Genomic DNA, 17,771 nt, shown 5'->3' on the forward strand with positions numbered 1-17,771 from the left:
CCGCACCTCCGGAATGACAGCTCGTCATTCCACCTTGTTCAACCTCTGATCAGGGCATTCGGGCCTCGGGATTTACACCACGCGAAGGGACGCGGCCGAAATGGACTCCATGCTCCGCCAGGGCCTCCTGAAGGGTCTCCAGCACAAACTGCCGGAGCGACATCGAGGAGTTAATCTCTGCGCGGATAACGACAAAATGTCCCGCAATCTTCTCGGCTGCCTTGGCAACAGCAGGGTTTGTCAGCTTCTCTGCCAGTTCCGCCTTCTCAGCCACAGCGGAGATCACCGCTAACTGGTGAGACTTGCCTGTGCCGTAGTTGCCGACAACCAGAAGCCCCTTGTTATCCGCAGGCTCCTGGAATTGAAGTTGCTGGAAGATCACGCTTTCCAGCTGCTCACCCATGCGATCCGAGATCACAAAGGTCTGCACCAGCCTGAGGGCTTGGTCGTCGCGTTCAGCTTCGTTGAGCTGAACAACCGTTTCAATCGGATCAAACTGAATCAGGTCTGAATATTTCATGTCTTCACGCTCCTGCCAGGCCGTGACCATCGGCGGTCACAATCTGCACGTCTTTGACGTCGAGGCGCCGATATTCTGGGTGGTCGGGCGACCCGTAGATGAGCTTGCCTGCGGTGACCTCCCCTTGCCAGGCTGCGATCACCGTGCGGTTCCGCGAAGCACGCTGGAGCGCCATCATTGGCTCTTGCTGCAAGGCAGGGTGGAAGAGCAAGCCAATGTTGTCCAACATGCTCACTGTCTGATTGCCTTGCTCTTCGATTAAGTCCCTGACGATGTCTGCGGTTCGAAGTCGTCTTTGCTTGCTAGTGAGATCCAGCAGCCGCTCGGAAAGAACTTTGTTGAGGTTCAACAAGCTCCAGCCCTTGGCTACTTGGAGCTCGTTGAAAGCACTGGTTTTTCCACTGCCAGGGGGACCAGCCACCAAGACCAGGCGATAAAAGCTCTTCGATGCCAGCTCAGCTTGCTCAGCGATGCCGCGTGCCAGGTCTCTCATGGGCAGGGTGGTACAGCCGATCTAGCCGGGACTCGTAATGAGCGGCCGTTGCTGTAGGCCGCAGCACCCAGTCTGCCGCCAGGGCAGCCCAGGCGCAGCCAGTCTTCTCCTGCTCCTACCCGCCAATGCCGAACCTATGCAGCCTGTGCATTGTTTTGGCCTACGGGCCATGCAACCGCAGCGCCTCCTCGTATTCCGCCCCGATCCCCAGGCCTGAGTCCTCATCAGGCATCAGTCGCTTCATGCCCACGTGGATCAGACAGGCCAGGGCCAGGTCGCTCCAGCTGCCCGTCAGGGTCTTGAGGCTGCGGGAGCCCTCGATGGCACCAGCTACCTCACCCGCCATTCCTTTCAGCAGATAGGCGAACGCCAGCCCACCGTGGAGGACCTGAGCCATCCGGCCTGGCAGTGGGACGAGCAGGCGGTGCAGAGCACCAACCAGCGGATGGAGGGCCTGGCCATCAACGCCTTGCTGGTGCAGCTCTACCAGCCGGAACTGCTGACCACCGGCCCGGCTGCCAGGGTGCCCAGCGGCAAGGGCTTCTCGGCTGGTAGTGCGGACGACACCGGCGCCGTCACGCCCCAGGGCCCGGTGTGGATCGGCAAGGACTTACGGCTCGACCGCACCCCCAGGGCCCCATCAGAAGGGAGCGCGGCTGGCACCAGTAGCAGCGCCTCCCGTCGGCCCCACTGGCGCAGCGGCCACTGGCACACCGTGCTGCATGGCGAGAAGCGAAAATGCCGGCGGATGCAGTGGTTCCAGCCGGTGTACGTGGGGCTGAGCTGAGCACATCGACCCGGACACGACCCACACCCCCGAAGAAGAAAACCCGGCGGGGATGCCGCCGGGCATCCACCTCAGAGCACCTGGACCCTGGCCTGAGGCCCGAGCACCTGCTGCTGATTGGAGGCCAGGATCAGCGCCTCCTCGCGGGGCACGTAGTGCGGCTCGGCCGATATGTGCCCCTCGCGATCGAGGAAGAGCACCCTGAGGAGCTGGCCAGCGGCATCAAGCAGATGTACCGAGACGATGCGGATCGGGCAGGTGCGGCTGAGAGGAGCGGCGGCCATGGCTGTGCTGGCGAACGACACCGCCGTTCAGCCCCGGCGCCGCCTGTGCCACGCAAGGGGCGCGGAGCGCAGCGCAGCGACTCGCGTCAGCCCTTGCGCGGCGCGCAAGCCGGGGCAGGCCGGGTGGCGTGATCGCCAGCGCCATGGACCCACAACCCATCAAATCGATAGCCGCTGACGCAAGACCAGTCAGGTGTGCCGTACTGCGCCTAAACGGACGAACAATGCAGCCAACGCATAAAAATGACGGCCCAGAGAGACAGATTCAGACTTCACCGCAGCTAAGTAGACACATCTTGGATTGGCACACTGTCTAGGTATTGGTCTGGCGAGATTTTTTCAAGACCCATTGCGCCGCAAGGGATCTCAAGAATTCGGGATATTTTGGGTTATACGAGCCCGTAGTGCGCAGCCGGAAGAACTCGTGCACAGGACATTCACAACGCGCGAGTCTAAGCACCAAGGCCAAATTTTCGCAACATTTCACAACATCAGGCGCTTTGCCACCATCCCTGGTGGTACCTCCGCCTTGCACACCCCATCGGTGCTGCCAAACTGATTGGACCCCCGACAGGGACTGGCTCGGCTCGGTCTTCCGGGCAGGGAGCCCTGGGTCTTTCCAAAAGGAAAGGCTCAGGGGCTACTACCTCCCTGAGCCTCCCCTTGAAGGGTGCTCCTTCGTCAAGAGCTGCCTCATGGTGACTCATCAGAAGCCGGACGGCGAGTCCGGCGTACACAACTTCTCAATGGCTCATGGAGCCTTGACAGTTCCTGCATCGAGCCGCTCGATGCGTTCATTGGCTTGTTTAGAGGGTAGCCACTGCTCATCCTGCCAGCGCTCGGTCACTCCGGCAAGGAGGTGGCGGTGATGCCTGAGCCCCAGCCGACCCGCTGTTACCTGTACAAAGTCGAGGCTTACGGCGTCTCCGCTACGGGTGATCCCTATGCCGACGTTTTGCTGATCCATCCACAAGGCGGAACCTGCAAGGCCAAGGCCTTCAGCAGTTGCTTCGGCGACCTCGATCAACTCCCTGCCTTCGTGGGGTCTGAGGTGAGCCTGCAGGTGACGCCCTCGGGTCTACAGCTCAGGCCCTTGGCAGAACAGGCCATGCCTGGGCTTGAGGGCTCAGTCGATCCGGCGCCTGACCAAGGCCTGACGGCGGATCGCTCGATCTGGAACTCCGATTGCGCGTTCTTTCCCCCCGAGGCAGACCCTTCCGAGCCGCCCCCCACCCCAGGCAGCTCCACAATCCCAACCGTGCAGGAAGTTGCCGCGACTGTGGCCCGCCTGGCCAGGGACTTTGAGCTGCCCACCGTCATGTGGGTCCACCTGCCGATTCGGCATGAGCGCTCCTCGGATCAGCAGCGTTGCCCCCAGGGGCACCACGTGCCCCCTGAGGCCTGATGACCTGATGCAACCGCGCCGACTGCGGACTACGCCGCCATCTGCTGCTGCACCAGGTAGGCCTCAATCCAGTCGTGGTGCCGCTTCTGCAGGATCCGATCGGCGATGGAAGTGGCATCTTCCGGTACCTGAAACCGCTTGCGGAAGGCTTTGGTGAAGCCCTCCAGCACCGGCCGGGGCAGACCGCGCAAGGTGGCGAGGATCTGGCGGGTGGTGGCCGAGTCGAGGGGCGTGAGGCCGGGATCGTTGTTGGCGCTTGGGGTGGTGGGCGAGGGGCGGCGATGGATGGATCGCGTGCCGTTGCTGGCGCTGGCAGGCAGGGGAGCGCTGCTGTTCCCTGTCGCCTGGGTGACCTCGCGTTGCTGCTTGTCGTAGAGGGCCAGGCCGAAGGGGTTCCCGAAGGTCATCAGCGCCCGCTTCATGGCATCGGTTTCGGCTTCCTTAAGTGCCGATTCGTGGGCCTGTCCCAGATCGGCGTCGATGCCGTGGCCGGCGCCGCAGCCCTCGCGGATCAACTGGGCACCGCTGCCCTCACCCACGGTGATGCGCACCCGGGCGGTGTAGGTGACTCCCCAGCCGGGGCGTTGGTCTCGGCTCGTGCCTCTGGCACCGATGGTTCGTTCGCTTTGGTTGACGCAGCGGAGGGCGACGGTTTCGCGCTGCCAGCCGTCAAAGCCAAAGATCCTGTTCGCTTCCGCGATCACCTGCCAGCCCTCCAGATAGCTGACGGAGCTGCGGCCCTGCTCTCGCTGGCGCACCTTGGCGCGATCCAGCGGGGCGGAGAGGGCAGTGATCTGCTCGGGGGAAAAGGTGCAGGTCATGGCGACGAGGGGTGAGGTGGGGAAGTGTGTGGTGAATGCAGATGAGGCGATCAGCTGGTCGCACCGTGAGGTGCGCTTGGCAGCGCAGCGGCTTCTGGGTCGAGGGGTTCGATCAGCACCCAGCAGGGCGGTTCACTGCAGTGGATGTGCTGGGGCGACGGGCGGCGGCTGTTCTTGCGGAGGATCGGCAGCACCCAGCTGCACAGCCGGGTCGACCAGATGTGCCCCCTGGGCCGGGTGCTGGTGGGGCTGTTGGTGGCGGTGGTACTGGCGTAGCTGGTGAGATCCATGGCTCTGGTGATGGGGTGATCGGTGGCTGTGTGGGCTCTGGGGGGAGTGACGTGGGCCCGCTCCTGCAACAGGCCCGTGTGAAAGGGGGCCCTTGCCCCCCTCAGTGGATGCGCCAGCTGCGGCGGGAGAGGAGCTGGGCGCCTTCGATGTGGCGGCCGGCCTTGAGCGCTTCTTTGATGGCGGCCTTGTCGGGCTTGGTGGTGGTGGTGACGGCGAGCCACTCGGAATCGAGGGCCTCCTCGTCGTCGATCACGACAGCCGAGGATTTGCGGCTGCTGAGCTCGTGATTGGGGAACGAGAACCGTGTGGCCGCTGGCTGCAGCTGGGTGAGGACAAAGATCAGCGACTCCTCCAGGGCATCGGCCCGGCCGGCATCAGAGCGGGCCAGATCGGCGAGGCGCTTGGCCTGCTGCTGGCGGTAGGCGGCCTGACCGCGGAGGTGCTCGATCACCCAGCAGGTGGCATCGGCCTTGGCGGAGAGGGCCGCCTTGTTGCCCTCTTCTGCCAGCAGGGCGGCCTCAAGCTCGGCGAGGGCCAGGGCGCGCAGCTCGGGGTCATCCGTTTCCAGCTGCTCGGCCAGCTGGCCGATGGCGGTGGTGAGCTCCTGGGACTCGATGCCGAGCTGCCAGAGCGATCCGGAGCGCTGGAGGGAAAAGGCAGGACCAGAGGTATCCGGGGCCGAAGCAGGGGCGGCAACGGTGGGGATGGGAGTGAGAACGGCCATGACGGTGAGAGGAGGAACAGGAAATGGAGAGGAGGCGCGACAGAACGCCAAAGGCTTGTGGTGACTGATCAGGAGCGGGGAATACCAGCCGGAACGGCCCAGAGCCCGGCCGACGTGCTGACCTCGGCCACCGAGATCGGCACCGGCGAACGGGAAGCCATCCGGCGGGCCTGCTGCACGAGCGAGGCGGTGCCAACGCCACCGGGGAACGCCACCACCAGCACCGAGGCGATCGAGACCGGGGAGGTGTGGGCCACGGCCTGGGCAATGGCCTGCTCGAGCAACTCCCGATTACGGATTGGCCCAGCCGCCCGGCCATGCCGCTCCCACCGAGCTGGCATCACCACGGAGGACCAGCCCAGCTGATGGGCAGCGCGGCCAATGGAGGCATCGGCCCCACGGGCACCGCCATGGAGCAGCAGATGCACCAGCCGGCCGCCGCTGCGGGCCAGCAGCTCAGCAGCCACACGCTGATGAGGCCAAGCCAGATCCCGGCCGCCCCCGGCGGCGATCACCAGAGAGCGGGCCGGGGCAATCTCCGGCCGCGATTGAATACATAAAGCCATGGATTCAGTTGCCAGAAGGACAACTGATCGGGGCATCACAACTGCTCAGCGATACGCAGGGGTGATGGCGAGACCAGGGGACGAGGTTGCCGCCGGCGATGGGCTCAGGGCCTTTGGCGCAGCCCTTATTCTACCAGTACAAACGCACTCTCTGGCGGGCAGAGCGACTGCAGGGCAATGGATCTGCCCAAAGCAAAGGCATTCGCTGGCGGCCTTGGAAACTGATCAGCAAGACCGCCAAATTCAGCCCTGTATGCCCAGCTGGCCGCGCAGCCGCGCGAGGAGGCCTGGGGCCCACCTCTGCCCCCATTGATGCGGGCGAATGCCCGGCCACCGCAGCCGCGGGAAACGAGCCCTGCCCACCACCTCACCACCGGCCTCGGAGCGGAGGGCGGCGGCGGCTGGCCGATGCACGCCACGGCGCAGCCGTGGCACGCTGAAGGACGGCCGTCGCCGACCGGACACACTGCTGAAACCGCGGGGCCAGACGTTGGATAACTCAGCCCGCCAATCTCTCGGGTGCGCTGGATTCAACTTTCAGATCTTGCTTATACCTCGCGGTCTTGGCGAAGGATTGCCAAGGGCAGAGGAATACTTGGCTTGCGTAAAGAGAACGCCCTTCACAGAGCAGCCCTCGCCCCTTCGCCTTACGTCCGCCGGCTCCAACTCGCGCCTTCTCACAACAGGGGAGAAGGCCAAAACCTTCTCACAGACCTTCTCACATCCAAGCCTGAGGGCACATGAGACCCAAGAGAGCGCAACCAGTTCCGCTAATCAACCGAGAAGCTTCCCAAGCTGAACGTCGCCGGTTCGAGCCCGGTCACCCGCTTTCAGTCCAGACCTGAAGGAATTCCCTGAAAGCCTTCCACGGAGTGGCGTTAGCGATGACACGAGCGCTCCTGCCACTCTCGCTGACCCCAAACCCTTGCCCTGACCGACCGGAGTGGGAGGTCTGAGGCAGGATTCGTCTCCTTGGTGGGTGTGACGGGAGGTCGCGGCAGCAGAGCCGCTTCAGGCCCTCGTCTTAATCACCTGCAGCACTTGGGGGCCAATGCTTCCAGCCCGACGCTCGCAGTCCAGGGCCAGGAGAATGTGGCGCGCCGATTCCTCTATCGCGCCGCGGGCCGCAGCCTGCTTGGCCTCGGCCTCATGGGCTGCCGCCTGATGGGTCAGGTCGTGGCGTTGCTGTCCAGCGAGAGGACGGGGGGCAGCCAAGGGGTGCTGCCCCAAGCGGGGATGGTGTGCAACCACAGCTGATGGAGCAGCTGCTGGTGATGGAATCGTCTCCGGCATCAGCGGATCCGTAAATCCAACGATCGTTGATTGGAATGTAACGCACCAGCAAGATGCGAGGTGTGGTGCACCCAGCGCATCACGAAATCCACACCCATTTCAGGTGCCAGGTTCTTCGCGGTTGCCGCCGAGGGCTGCGATCTGGGCCCTCAGCTGCTCGGAGCGCTGCTGATCGCCACGGGTCACAGCCACCGCCAGGGCGAATTCCAGCTTCTCCAGCTGGTGATCGCCCTCAGCGAAGGAGCGGCAGGCGGGCGTGGGGCGCGCGGCACCCGGCTGGGACGGGTGCTGGGCGGGGCGCTGATTCACGAAGCTGGAGCTGTTGAAGCTGGCCATGGTTCGCTTTCTTCCCATTGTGGCACCGCCCACCAGGGTCAGGCGGCCAGGGGCGTGGCGTCGTCCGCATCCACGGATCGAAGTGGAGCCCCATCAAGCTCCAGGCCCGCCGCCGAGGGCTCCGAATCGGCCAGCAGGGCCCGGCAATCCGCCAGCAGCAGCTCCACCGACTCCAGGGAGCGCAGCTCGGCCGGATCGGGCTCCACCGGCGCCGCCACGGCCTCCAGCTGCAGCTGCAGCACAGCCAAGCGCTGTTCGAGCTTCACCAGCCGCTGGGACAGGGCCGCCACAGTCTGGGCCAGATCCTCGGTGGTGCGGGTGATGCGGAACGAAACCGATTCGGGACTCATCGGATCAAAGCGGTAGCGCCGATCACACCACAGAACCGTCAGCGACTCAAGCCTTCTCCCAGACTGGACAGCTTCCTCCCCGTCTGGCCCCGGATGCACCCCCCGCTGAATTTGCTGGTGTATCTGCTGGCTGGCCTGGCCGGCGGGCTGCTGGCCCTGCGCACCGGCATCCCCGCCGCACCGCTGGCGGGAGCCCTGCTCGGGGCCGGCCTGGTGAGCATGAGCGGCCGGCTTGAGACGGCCCAGTGGCCCCTGGGCACGCGCACCCTGCTGGAGATCGGCATCGGCACCGTGATCGGCACTGGCCTGACCAGCACCGCCGTGGCGGAGCTGCGGCAGTTGTGGCGGCCGGCCCTGCTGATCACCGTGACCCTGGTGGCCACGGGTCTGGTGGTGGGCCTGTGGTGCAGCCGCCTATTGGGCATCGATCCGGTGGTGGCCCTGCTGGGCGCCGCCCCGGGGGGCATCAGCGGCATGAGCCTGGTGGGGGCCGAGTTCGGCGTGGGAGCGGCGGTCGCGACCCTGCACGCGGTGCGGCTGATCACCGTGCTGCTGGTGTTGCCGCTCATGGTGCGACTGGTGCTGTCGCTGCAGGGGTCCCAGTCGGGTTAACCGGCCCTGGACAGGCCCAGCGCCCTGGATACGGTGGGCCCCTTCCCTCACCCCCGCCGGCTCCCGAGCCGCCGCCCCCATGGCCCACCCCGCCATCCGCCGCGCCCTCGCCGCGCTGCTGCCCGCTGGCCTTGGCGCCGTGGCCACGGCCCTGCCGCTGCTGCCGGCGGCCGCCGACACACCCGCTGACACACCCGCCGGCAAAGGTGCCCAGGTGTATTGCTTCATGCGCGGCGCCGGCAACAACCACGAAGTGAGCTGGACTGCCGCCTATTCCCTGATCAAGCGCCAGAGCGCCAGCCTGTTCAAGACGTCGCCGGAACATGCCGCGGTGATGATCACCGAGGCGGTGGTCCAGAACCCTGGCACCTTCCCAGACTGCGGCCGCTACCTGGGCAGCCTGTTCGAGCGGGCTGCCACCCCGCCTGAGGCCGCGGCCAGTCCCGCCGCCGGCAGCACTCCCTCGACCCAGGGCAGCGGCCCCACGCGCATTCCCACCAGCGGCGTCACCCGCAACGATCGCTACAACTACTGAGTTGGCATCCCAATCCCCGCGAGCCCAGCGACGGCCAGACCGCCAGCGCCCCCTGGCCCTGATGGTGCTGGGCACTGCCCTGGGGGGCCTGCTCGGCGGATGCGCGGCACCACCGCCACCGCAGGAGCAGGTCAAGGGCCCGGCGCGGGATGACTGTCTGCGGGAGGTGCGCCTCGACGCTCTCCAGACCGCCTTGGAGCGCTGCGATGCCGTGGTGGCCGCCTATCCCCGCGACCCCCAGCCGCGCAACGAGCGTGCCCTGCTGCAGTCCCTGGCGGGCAACCGGGTGGCCGCCTGCAGCGACAGCAGCGCCGCCGAGGTCCTGCTGCGCCAGGCCACGCCTGGACGCCGCGGCGACCCCCAGCTGGTGGAGGAGATCCGCATCCGCGCCGCCGGCTGCCGCGGCTGAGACCAGGCCGTTGCGATTGGGGGCTCACCCCAGGTCACCCTGCTCACCATTCGGCGAGCAGCCGCCGCACCATCTGCGGGAACGACTGGCGGCGCAGGGCACTGGAGTGGCGCCCCAGCAGCACCTCGATGCGCTCGGCCTTGCTGGCGATCAGGTCGTCCACCAGCTGGTCGGCGACGCCAAGCTGCAGCCAGTGGCACTGCAGCGGACCGCCCATGCCGATGCGATGGCAGCGGTCCTCCGCCTGCTCCGCGTCGCCGGGGGTCCAGGGGCGCTCCAGCAGCACCACGTGGCGCGCCCGGTGCAGGGTGAGGCCCAGCCCTCCCACGCCGAAGGTGCTGATCAGCAGCGGATCGGCGCCGGCCTGGAAGCGCTCGACCCTCGCCTGGCGCTCGGCCGGACGCACCCGGCCCGTCAGCAGCTCGCCGCCCAGCCGGGCCTGCAACAGCTCGGCGGCGGCCACGAATCCGCTGAACACCAGCACCGGCTCGCCCCGCCCCAGCAGTTCCCGCACCAGGCGGGTGGCGGCGGGAAGCTTGTATTCGGCGGCGATCTGGCGCAGGGCCGTGAACACGGCCAGGGCCTCGGCATCGCGCCGCACCAGGCCGGCGGCAGCGCGGCGGCGGTAGTCGTCCACCGCCAGATCGAGCCGGTGCTGGAAGCCCTGGCCCTCGCCGGCACTGAGGATCACGGGGTGGTGGAGCCGCTGCTTGGGCGGCAGGTCCAGGCAATCGGCCTTGCGGCGGTGCAGAAGCAGCGGTCGGGTGAGCCGCTGCAACTCCTTCAGGCCAGTGGCCCCCAGGGCCTGCCAGTGGCGCCGGCCACCGGGGCCCTCGCGCCAGTGGCCCTGGCAGTAGCGCTCCTCGTAGGCACGCTGGTCGGCGGCAAGGGGATGGCCGATGGCGGCCAGCAGGGGGAACAGCTGCACGGGGCGACCGTTCTTCATCGGCGTGCCGGTGAGCAGCCAGCAGGCCCGCAGGCGCGGATGGCGGGCCAGCCGCAGGAAGGCCCGGGTGCGGGTGGCGCCCAGGTTCTGGGCGTAGTGGGCCTCATCGGCGATCAGCACGGTGCCGGCGGGGGGCAGCTCGGCCGGCAGGCGGGCCCAGCTGAACAGCTCGATGGCCAGCTCCAGGGCCGCCGCCTCCTGGCGCCAGTGGGCGTGGAGCCCGGCGGGGGCCACCACCGCGATGCGGCCGCCACTGGCCCGGGCCAGGGTGCGGGCCGCCACCAGGGCGGTGAGCGTCTTGCCCAGGCCCATGGCGTCGGCCAGCAGCGCCCCGCGGCGGGCCAGCAGCCAGCGCACCGCCGAGCGCTGGTGGGCAAACAGGTGGCGGCCATCGGGCAGGGGCGCCTGGAGATCGGCCTCGGCCACCAGCTGCCGGTGCGGCGGCAGGGGCGGCAACGGCTGGCGCAGCCAGGCCAGCCACTGGGCCAGCTCCGGATCGATCGGAAAGCGGGAAGCGAAGCGCCGTTCCAGCTCGTGGGCAGCCTCCAGGGGAAAATCCCAGCAACGCTGGCGGGAGCGCCAATGGCCCCGGGGCCGCACGGCCTGCAGCTGCGCCTGGGTCACGGCGTCGAAGGGGGTGACCACCTCAATGGAGCCAGAGGCGCCCAGCCGCATCAGGCAGCGGGCGGGAGCGGCAGGCCTGGACGGGCTGAGAGGGCGGGCCAAACGGGGAACACGACGCCGGAGGAGCTCGCCGGCGGGCCAGTCGCTGGACGCGCCGCCAGCCAATTTAAGGCCCACAGCTGCAAAGACAAGTCAGCCTGAACGTCCTGGTCCCTATCGGTCAGAACGGCATCCTTCGACACATTGACAAGACAGCGACTCCAGGCAGACTCCCCGCAACCGAGTTGATCGGATGCACGCCAGGGATGCGGTTTTCCTTGAGGATCTGTGCCCCAAACTTCGTGTTCGCCGCTGGAGACAATCTCTCCACACATTTACGGATCAAAGCTGCATCTACTGCGGCAATCCATCCGAATCAATTGACCATGTGCTGCCGCGCAGCCGCGGCGGCCTGAGCGTCACCGAGAACTGCGTGCCGGCCTGCCTGGCCTGCAACGGTCGCAAGAGTGACACCGACGCCTTCGACTGGTATCGGCGCCAGCGCTTCTACGATCCCCGCCGCGCCATGGCGATCCGGGCCTGGATCGACGGGGATCTGCGGCTGGCCCTGCGGTTGCTGCAGTGGGCCAGCCCCCAGGCCAGCCCAACGCCGGGCCGCCCCAGCGCCAACCAGGGGCGAACCGCCAACCGGAAAACCAGGGACGGCGGCGACCCTGGCTGGGCGTTCCAGGCCGCCTGAGCGCCCTACCAGACGCGACAGGCGGCCAGGCCATTGTGGCGCTGGCAGATGGCAGCTTGGGCCGAGGGCTGCTCCGGCGCCAACAGGGCCGCCGCCGCCAACAGGGCCGCCACCAGCCAGGCCAGGGGCCAGACACCGGCCCTGGCCCGAGGGCCGGCACGCCGGGTGCACCAGCGCCGACCCGCCAGGGATCCAGCGCTGGGGACCGGGCCGCGGATGGGGCCGCGCAGCGGAGCGAGGGGAGTAGAGAGACAGGACGCGGCCATCGATCGGGATCGCGGTGTGATACATCTGTACTCATGGCTTCCTGGGCTGTCAACCCGGCGACCGGCGCGCCTGCGGCGATGAACCCCTCAACAACCTCGGCGACGATGGGTCAGGCGCTGCCGGCGGGCGCCTCGGTGCTGGTGCTCGGGGGTGGCTACACAGGCCAGCGCTTCGCCGCCGCCGTGGGGTCGCTCGGGGCCAGCGTGACCCTCACCCACCGGGGCCCGGAACCGCCGGAAGCGGACGCCCCAGGCCGGCGCTGGCTGCGCTTTGATCCGGCCGCCGGGGCCATGCCCACGGCCGAACAGCTGGCGGGCACCAGCCATGTGCTGGTGACGATCCCACCCGATGGCGAAGGGCGGGACCCCGCCCTGGACGCCCTCGGCCCAGTGCTGCGGCAGCTGCCCCTGCAGTGGCTGGGGTACCTCTCCACCACCGGCGTCTACGGCGATCTTCAGGGAGCCTGGGCCGACGAGGGCACACCGCCCAACCCGGGTCTGGGGCGCAGCCGGGCCCGCCTGGCCTGCGAGCAGGCCTGGCTGGGCAGCGGCCTGCCGGTGCAGAGCTTCCGGCTGCCTGCCATCTACGGCCCGGGCCGCTGCCCCTTCCAGAATCTGCTGACGGGCAAGGGGCGGCTGGTGCACAAGCCGGGCCAGGTCTTCTGTCGCATCCACGTGGACGACATCGTCGGGGCGCTGCTGCACTGCCTGGCCCTGCCGCCCCAGCACCGCCCCGCGGTGGTCAACGTGAGCGACGACGTCCCCTGCCCCTCCAGCGAGACCCTCGGCTATGGCGCCCACCTGCTGGGCTGCCCGCTGCCGCCGGCGCAGCGCTATGCGGACGTGGTCGCCAGCATGGGCCCGATGGCCCTGAGCTTCTGGTCCGAGAACCGGCGAGTCAGCAACCGGCTGCTCTGCCAGGGGCTGGGCTATCGGCTGCGCTATCCCAGCTACCGGGAGGGCTTCCAGGCCTCCCTGGCGGAGGAGCGGCAGACGGCCTCTGCCCAGGCCAACGCGCCGTCGTCGACCGCTGGCCGGCCAGCCGCCGGGCCCGGGTCTGCTCAGGGCCCGGCGGCGCCGGCCTGACTGCGGTCCGCCGGGCCGGTGGACCGGCCTGGATCCGGCACGAAGGGCACGCCGGCATCGTGGAGCAGACGGTCCCAGTGCAGCTCCACCCAGCCGTTGCGCACCCCGCTCACCAGGGCGAACAGCAAGCCACCGAGAAGCAACCAGCGCACCATGGATCCATCACCGACCAGCCCAGACGCTAGGCAAGGGCGCATCGCCCTCAGCTTGGGGGATCCCGCCGGGATCGGCGCGGAGGTGACCCTCAAGGCCCTGGCGGCCCTGGCCCGCAGAGAAGGGCCCGAGAGCTGGACCGGCTCGAAGGGCCCGCTGCTGGTGGGGTGCCGTCGCTGGCTGGAGGACACCTACCGCAGCCTGCGGGCAGGGGGCGAGGAGCCCCTGCTGGACCCGGCGGAGCTGGAGCTCCTTGATCTGCCGCTGGGGGAGCCAGTGCCGCCGGGGGCAGGCGGTGCCGCCAGCGGAGCGGCCAGCTTCGCCTGGCTGACAGCCGCCACAGAGCTGGTGCAGCAGGGCCATTGCCGCTCCCTGGTGACCGCGCCGATCGCCAAGCACGCATGGCATGCCGCTGGCCACGTCTATCCCGGCCAGACGGAACGCCTGGCGGAGCTGGCCGGTGTGGCAGAGGCCTCGATGCTGTTCACGGCCCGCTCCCCCAACGGCGGCTGGCGGCTGAACACCCTGCTGGCCACCACCCACATCCCCCTGGCCGCCGTGCCCGCCGCGCTCACTCCGGAGCGGGTGGAGGCCAAGCTGGCCGTGCTCCTGACCTTCTGCCAACGCTTCCGACCGCAGCCGCGCCTGGCTGTGGCAGGGCTCAATCCCCACGCCGGCGAGGCGGGCCAGCTGGGCCGGGAGGAGCAGGATTGGCTGATCCCACTGCTGCAGCGCTGGCGGTCACGGCACCCTGAGGCGGAGCTGCTGGGCCCCCTGCCACCCGATACCTGCTGGCTGGAGGCGGGGGCGGCCTGGGGGGGCAGAAGCGGGAAGGCTGCCGCCGATGGCTATCTGGCGCTCTACCACGACCAGGGACTGATCCCGGTGAAGCTGCTGGCCTTCGATCAAGCGGTCAACACCAGCCTGGGGTTGCCGTTCCTGCGCACCTCCCCGGACCACGGCACGGGCTTCGCCATCGCCGGCCACGGCATCGCCCGTGGGGCGAGCATGGCAGCGGCCCTGGAGACTGCCCGGGAGCTGGGCTGAGCCCAGGATCGCCAGATGGGATCAGCCGGGCTTGACCCGCATCAACGCCTGGCCAAATTCCACGGGGGTGCCGTTCTCCACCAGGATCTCGACCACTTCGCCGCTCACCTCGCTCTCGAGCTCGTTCATCAGCTTCATCGCCTCCAGGATGCAGACGGTCTGGCCGACGGCGATGCGGGCTCCCAACTCCACGAAGGAGGGCTCGCCCGGGGCCGGGGACCGATAGAAGGTGGCCACCATCGGCGCCGTGATCTCCACCAGATCGCCGCGGACAGCAGGAGCTGTGGGGGGCGCAGGCGAGGGGGTGGAGGGCAGCACAGGAGCGGCCACGGCGGGAGCGGCGGCCTGCATCACCACCTGGGGCTGGGCCGCCGGCAGGTTGCGACGCAGTTCCAGGCGGAAGTCATCGCCCTCAAGCTTGAGCTCCTGGATGTCGCTCTCACCCAGCAGGGTGATCAGCTCGCGAAGCTGGTTGTGATCGAGCTGCATGGCAATCAGTTCTCGCGGCCGAGGTAACTATCGGTGCGGGTGTCGATCTTGATCTTCTCGCCGATCGACAGGAACAGGGGCACCATCACCTGGGCACCGGTCTCAACGATGGCGGGTTTGGTGCCGCCGGTGGCGGTGTCACCCTTGACGCCGGGATCCGTCTGGGTGATCTCGAGCACCACGGAGTTGGGCAGTTCCACCTCGAGGGGCTTGCCGTTCCAGTAGACGACGCTCACCTCCATCCCTTCCTTGAGGTACTTGCGCTGGTCGCCGATCTGCTTGGCGGTGAGGCGCGTCTCCTCGTAGGAGGCCATGTCCATGAACACGTAGTCGTCGCCCTCCATGTAGGTGTGCTGGAGGGTGGCCTTGTCGAGCTGGGCCTGGGGCACGGTCTCACCGGCCCGGAAGGTCTTCTCCACGACGTTGCCGCTCTGCACCGCCTTCAGCTTGGTGCGCACGAACGCCGATCCCTTGCCGGGCTTCACATGCAGGAATTCCACGACACGCCAGACCTGGCCGTCCAGCTCGATCGTGGTGCCGGTACGAAAATCGTTGCTCGAGATCATTCCGGCAGAACGGGATCGCCGGATTGTACGGCTGTGCCAGAGTCCAGACAGAGACAGGGGCTGGCCATGGATCCCAGGCAGGCGGCGGCGGAATCCAGTACAGCCCGGGCGCTGTCGGGACCTCTCCACGCGGCGCGGGGAGCGGTCCCGACAGTGTCTGCAGCCACCGACATGGTGCCTTGGTGGACAGCGGGTCTTCGCGCCCTTACCCCCTGGGGAATGGGGCTGCGGCGGCTCGCCCTGGGCAGCGCGCTGCTGACCTGCCTCGTGCTGGGCCAGCTGCTGGCGGCCCCGCTGGCCCTGGCCGCCCTGCCCCCCGGCAACGCCGTGACCGATCCGGCCGCGATCCTGCGGGATGCCCTGCCGATCCAGGCCAGGGATCTGCAGGAGCTGCAGCACCGGCTGGAGAGCACCAGCGGCGACCTGCGGGCCAAGCGCTGGACGGCCCTGGCCGGCACGGTGCGCCGCAGCCAGACTCTGCTGACCAGCCGCCGCGAATCGATTCTCAATGATCTGCCTGTACGGGCCAGGGCTGAAGGCGAACAGCTGCTGGACCAGCTGCAGACCCAGCTCCAGTCACTGGCCAGCTCGAGCGAGGCGGCCGATCGCGAGACCTTCCTGGCCGATCGCCGCAGCGCCCTGACCACCGTGGGCGACCTGGAGGCTCTGCTGGTGGGGGCCTTCCCCTTCGAGATTCCGGCCGACTTCGCGGCCCTGCCGCGGCTGCTGGGGCGCGCCACCGTAGAGATCGAGACCAGCAAGGGCACCCTCACCGCCGTAGTCGACGGCTACAACGCGCCCCTGACCGCCGGCGCCTTCGTGGATCTGGTGCAGAAGGGCTTCTACGACAAGCTGCCCTTCACCCGCGCCGAGGACTTCTACGTGCTCCAGACCGGCGATCCGGCCGGTCCAGTCGATGGCTACATCGATCCCGCCACCAAGGCCGAGCGCACGGTGCCCCTGGAGATCCGGGTGCCCGGCCAGGATGCCCCCTACTACAACCACACCTTCGAGGAACTGGGCCTGTTCAAGGCCACACCGGTGCTGCCCTTCGCCACCCTGGGCACCCTCGGCTGGGCCCACTCCGATGCAGCCCTGGACGACGGCTCCTCCCAGTTCTTCTTCTTCCTTTACGAAGCCGAGCTCACCCCCGCCGGCCTGAACCTGGTGGATGGTCGCTACGCCGCCTTCGGCTACGTGGTGGAAGGCTTCGACGTACTGGAGGAGCTGGGTGTGGACGACAGGATCCTGCGTGCCCGGGTGGTGGACGGCGCCGAGAACTTCCAGGCCCACGCCTAGGGCCAGAGACCGATCGTGCAGCCCATGGAGCGTCCCTTGGAGCAGCCCGTGGAGCGCCTGGCGGACCTGGGCGAATGGGAGCTGCTGCGCCGGCTGGCCCGCTACGCCCCACCCGGCCAGTTCGATGACGACGCGGCCCTGATCCCCGATGGGCAGGACCCTGCCCAGGCGGGCGAGGCCGGACGGCGGCAGGCCGATCTGGTGGTCAACACCGACGTGCTGGTGGAGGGCATCCACTTCAGCGACGCCACCATGGGCCCCGCCGATCTGGGCTGGCGCGCCAGTGCCGCCAACCTCTCGGACCTGGCGGCCATGGGCTGCCGCCAGGTGGTGGGCCTGACGGTGGGGCTGGTGGCACCGGCCCAGACGCCCTGGCCGTGGGTGGCCGGGGTGTACGACGGACTGCACCAGAGCCTGGAGCACTACGGCGGCACCCTGCTGGGCGGTGACTGCAGCGGCGGAAGCCAGCGGCTGCTGGCGGTGACGGCCCTGGGGCGGCTGGGCCGCGGCCCGATCCGGCGCCGCGATGGGCGGGCCGGCGACTGGCTGGTGAGCACCGGGCCCCATGGCCTCAGCCGGCTGGGCCTGGCCCTGCTGCTGGGGGAGCTGGATCCGGCCACTGCCGGACTGGACGGGGTGCTTTGCCAGCAGGCGATCACGGCCCACCGCCGCCCCCGGCCCCGCTTCGACGCCGTGGCCAGCCTGGAGGCCTGCCAGCCGGCCAGCAGTCCCTGGCGGGTGGGCGGCACCGACAGCAGCGATGGCCTGGCGGCCGCCGTGGTGGCCATCGCCCGGGCCAGCGGCTGCCGAGCCCGGCTGGAGCGGCAGGCCCTGCCCCTGACACCCGCACTGGCGGCCCTCACCAGCGGCGAAGCCTGGTGCCTGGGGGGCGGTGAGGACTTCGAGCTGGTGCTGGCCATTGCCCCTGACTGGGCCGAAGCCCTGCTGGCGGCCCTACCCGGGGCCGGGCGGATCGGCGAACTGGCTGCGGAACCCGCCGCGCCCGGCGAGCCCTGGCTGACCTGGAGTGACAGCGACGCGCCCCTACCGGAGGGCGTCGCGGGCTTCTCTCACTTCAGACCTTGAACAGGCGGCCATGACAAAGCCGCCCCGAAGGGCGGCCCAGGGTT

At 68.5% G+C, this 17,771-nt stretch carries 26 protein-coding genes; 9 read left to right on the forward strand and 17 right to left on the reverse strand.

The genetic code is table 11. From position 1 onward, the window contains the following. Positions 1-49: 49 nt before the first annotated feature. From CJZ98_RS06410 to CJZ98_RS06420, 3 genes are all read right to left on the reverse strand, one after another. On the reverse strand, positions 50-550 hold the full coding sequence (locus CJZ98_RS06410; RefSeq protein ID WP_094589569.1) for a DUF6079 family protein: 501 nt from the start codon (positions 548-550) through the stop codon (positions 50-52). Further along, positions 525-1,013 (reverse strand): BREX-3 system P-loop-containing protein BrxF, encoded by a 489-nt coding sequence (gene brxF / locus CJZ98_RS06415; RefSeq protein ID WP_094589571.1) that lies wholly within the window; start codon positions 1,011-1,013, stop codon positions 525-527. Before brxF ends, CJZ98_RS06410 begins: the two co-directional genes overlap by 26 nt. 160 nt (positions 1,014-1,173) lie before the next feature. Further along, complete coding sequence (locus tag CJZ98_RS06420; protein ID WP_094589573.1) at positions 1,174-1,410, reverse strand: hypothetical protein; 237 nt, start codon at positions 1,408-1,410, stop codon at positions 1,174-1,176. On the opposite strand from CJZ98_RS06420, the gene CJZ98_RS06425 reads away from it, so the two are divergent. Next, positions 1,393-1,800, forward strand: coding sequence for a hypothetical protein (locus tag CJZ98_RS06425; RefSeq protein WP_094589575.1), 408 nt, complete (start codon positions 1,393-1,395; stop codon positions 1,798-1,800). The two genes, CJZ98_RS06420 and CJZ98_RS06425, sit on opposite strands and share 18 nt — an antisense overlap. 71 nt (positions 1,801-1,871) lie before the next feature. Here the strand turns inward: CJZ98_RS06425 and CJZ98_RS06430 are convergent, their stop codons facing one another. The 8 genes from CJZ98_RS06430 to CJZ98_RS06470 all read right to left on the reverse strand — a co-directional run bounded on the left by CJZ98_RS06430 (position 1,872) and on the right by CJZ98_RS06470 (position 7,870). After that, positions 1,872-2,084 carry a hypothetical protein gene (locus CJZ98_RS06430; protein ID WP_094589577.1) on the reverse strand — a complete coding sequence of 71 codons (213 nt, stop codon included), beginning with the start codon at positions 2,082-2,084 and terminating at the stop codon, positions 1,872-1,874. A gap of 751 nt (positions 2,085-2,835) precedes the next feature. Next, the gene (locus CJZ98_RS18210; RefSeq protein ID WP_157910895.1) at positions 2,836-3,111 is read right to left on the reverse strand and encodes a hypothetical protein; all 276 of its coding nucleotides are present in this window, start codon (positions 3,109-3,111) and stop codon (positions 2,836-2,838) included. 407 nt (positions 3,112-3,518) lie between these two features. Continuing rightward, complete coding sequence (locus tag CJZ98_RS06440; protein ID WP_094589581.1) at positions 3,519-4,310, reverse strand: RAD52 family DNA repair protein; 792 nt, start codon at positions 4,308-4,310, stop codon at positions 3,519-3,521. A 50-nt stretch (positions 4,311-4,360) separates the two neighbouring features. Further along, positions 4,361-4,600 (reverse strand): hypothetical protein, encoded by a 240-nt coding sequence (locus CJZ98_RS06445; protein WP_094589583.1) that lies wholly within the window; start codon positions 4,598-4,600, stop codon positions 4,361-4,363. A 101-nt stretch (positions 4,601-4,701) separates the two neighbouring features. Beyond that, a complete protein-coding gene (locus CJZ98_RS06450) occupies positions 4,702-5,325 on the reverse strand; it encodes a siphovirus Gp157 family protein (protein WP_094589585.1) in 624 nt (207 codons plus the stop codon). A 68-nt stretch (positions 5,326-5,393) separates the two neighbouring features. Further along, entirely contained in the window at positions 5,394-5,891 is a 498-nt protein-coding gene (locus CJZ98_RS06455; RefSeq protein WP_094589587.1) for an SLOG family protein, read from the reverse strand. Positions 5,892-7,283: 1,392 nt separating this feature from the next. Beyond that, a complete protein-coding gene (locus tag CJZ98_RS06465; RefSeq protein WP_094589592.1) occupies positions 7,284-7,520 on the reverse strand; it encodes a hypothetical protein in 237 nt (78 codons plus the stop codon). Positions 7,521-7,558: 38 nt separating this feature from the next. After that, entirely contained in the window at positions 7,559-7,870 is a 312-nt protein-coding gene (locus CJZ98_RS06470) for a hypothetical protein (RefSeq protein WP_094589594.1), read from the reverse strand. Between the two features lie 93 nt (positions 7,871-7,963). Here CJZ98_RS06470 and CJZ98_RS06475 point away from each other — a divergent pair, with 93 nt between their 5' ends. The 3 genes from CJZ98_RS06475 to CJZ98_RS06485 all read left to right on the forward strand — a co-directional run bounded on the left by CJZ98_RS06475 (position 7,964) and on the right by CJZ98_RS06485 (position 9,426). Then, positions 7,964-8,482 (forward strand): AbrB family transcriptional regulator, encoded by a 519-nt coding sequence (locus CJZ98_RS06475; protein WP_094589596.1) that lies wholly within the window; start codon positions 7,964-7,966, stop codon positions 8,480-8,482. 79 nt (positions 8,483-8,561) lie between these two features. Continuing rightward, a complete protein-coding gene (locus tag CJZ98_RS06480; RefSeq protein ID WP_232756272.1) occupies positions 8,562-9,017 on the forward strand; it encodes a DUF6554 family protein in 456 nt (151 codons plus the stop codon). A 61-nt stretch (positions 9,018-9,078) separates the two neighbouring features. Next, complete coding sequence (locus CJZ98_RS06485; protein ID WP_157910896.1) at positions 9,079-9,426, forward strand: hypothetical protein; 348 nt, start codon at positions 9,079-9,081, stop codon at positions 9,424-9,426. A gap of 43 nt (positions 9,427-9,469) precedes the next feature. Here the strand turns inward: CJZ98_RS06485 and CJZ98_RS06490 are convergent, their stop codons facing one another. After that, on the reverse strand, positions 9,470-11,047 hold the full coding sequence (locus CJZ98_RS06490; RefSeq protein WP_094589600.1) for a DEAD/DEAH box helicase: 1,578 nt from the start codon (positions 11,045-11,047) through the stop codon (positions 9,470-9,472). After that, positions 11,019-11,162, reverse strand: a complete 144-nt coding sequence (locus CJZ98_RS19510) for an EspF repeat-containing protein (protein WP_094589684.1) — start codon at positions 11,160-11,162, stop codon at positions 11,019-11,021. The genes CJZ98_RS06490 and CJZ98_RS19510 overlap by 29 nt, the downstream gene beginning before the upstream one ends. 126 nt (positions 11,163-11,288) lie before the next feature. Here CJZ98_RS19510 and CJZ98_RS06500 point away from each other — a divergent pair, with 126 nt between their 5' ends. Then, complete coding sequence (locus tag CJZ98_RS06500) at positions 11,289-11,735, forward strand: HNH endonuclease (protein WP_094589602.1); 447 nt, start codon at positions 11,289-11,291, stop codon at positions 11,733-11,735. Between the two features lie 5 nt (positions 11,736-11,740). Here CJZ98_RS06500 and CJZ98_RS06505 read toward each other — a convergent pair whose 3' ends face one another. Next, positions 11,741-12,001, reverse strand: a complete 261-nt coding sequence (locus CJZ98_RS06505) for a hypothetical protein (RefSeq protein ID WP_094589604.1) — start codon at positions 11,999-12,001, stop codon at positions 11,741-11,743. Between the two features lie 78 nt (positions 12,002-12,079). Between CJZ98_RS06505 and CJZ98_RS06510 the strand changes: the two genes are divergently transcribed. Beyond that, on the forward strand, positions 12,080-13,087 hold the full coding sequence (locus tag CJZ98_RS06510; protein ID WP_232756273.1) for an NAD-binding protein: 1,008 nt from the start codon (positions 12,080-12,082) through the stop codon (positions 13,085-13,087). On the opposite strand, the gene CJZ98_RS06515 is transcribed toward CJZ98_RS06510, so the two are convergent. Continuing rightward, on the reverse strand, positions 13,063-13,242 hold the full coding sequence (locus CJZ98_RS06515) for a hypothetical protein (RefSeq protein WP_094589608.1): 180 nt from the start codon (positions 13,240-13,242) through the stop codon (positions 13,063-13,065). The two genes, CJZ98_RS06510 and CJZ98_RS06515, sit on opposite strands and share 25 nt — an antisense overlap. Between CJZ98_RS06515 and pdxA the strand changes: the two genes are divergently transcribed. Continuing rightward, the gene (gene pdxA / locus CJZ98_RS06520; RefSeq protein WP_094589610.1) at positions 13,241-14,287 is read left to right on the forward strand and encodes a 4-hydroxythreonine-4-phosphate dehydrogenase PdxA; all 1,047 of its coding nucleotides are present in this window, start codon (positions 13,241-13,243) and stop codon (positions 14,285-14,287) included. The two genes, CJZ98_RS06515 and pdxA, sit on opposite strands and share 2 nt — an antisense overlap. 21 nt (positions 14,288-14,308) lie before the next feature. Here pdxA and accB read toward each other — a convergent pair whose 3' ends face one another. After that, a complete protein-coding gene (gene accB / locus CJZ98_RS06525; protein WP_094589612.1) occupies positions 14,309-14,776 on the reverse strand; it encodes an acetyl-CoA carboxylase biotin carboxyl carrier protein in 468 nt (155 codons plus the stop codon). Positions 14,777-14,781: 5 nt separating this feature from the next. After that, positions 14,782-15,342, reverse strand: a complete 561-nt coding sequence (gene efp, locus CJZ98_RS06530; protein ID WP_094589613.1) for an elongation factor P — start codon at positions 15,340-15,342, stop codon at positions 14,782-14,784. 219 nt (positions 15,343-15,561) lie between these two features. Here efp and CJZ98_RS06535 point away from each other — a divergent pair, with 219 nt between their 5' ends. Beyond that, positions 15,562-16,641, forward strand: coding sequence for a peptidylprolyl isomerase (locus CJZ98_RS06535; RefSeq protein WP_094589615.1), 1,080 nt, complete (start codon positions 15,562-15,564; stop codon positions 16,639-16,641). 24 nt (positions 16,642-16,665) lie between these two features. Further along, on the forward strand, positions 16,666-17,727 hold the full coding sequence (gene thiL, locus CJZ98_RS06540) for a thiamine-phosphate kinase (protein WP_094589617.1): 1,062 nt from the start codon (positions 16,666-16,668) through the stop codon (positions 17,725-17,727). Positions 17,728-17,771: the final 44 nt, after the last annotated feature.

Origin of the sequence: Vulcanococcus limneticus LL, assembly GCF_002252705.1 — a bacterium.
GTDB lineage: Bacteria > Cyanobacteriota > Cyanobacteriia > PCC-6307 > Cyanobiaceae > Vulcanococcus > Vulcanococcus limneticus.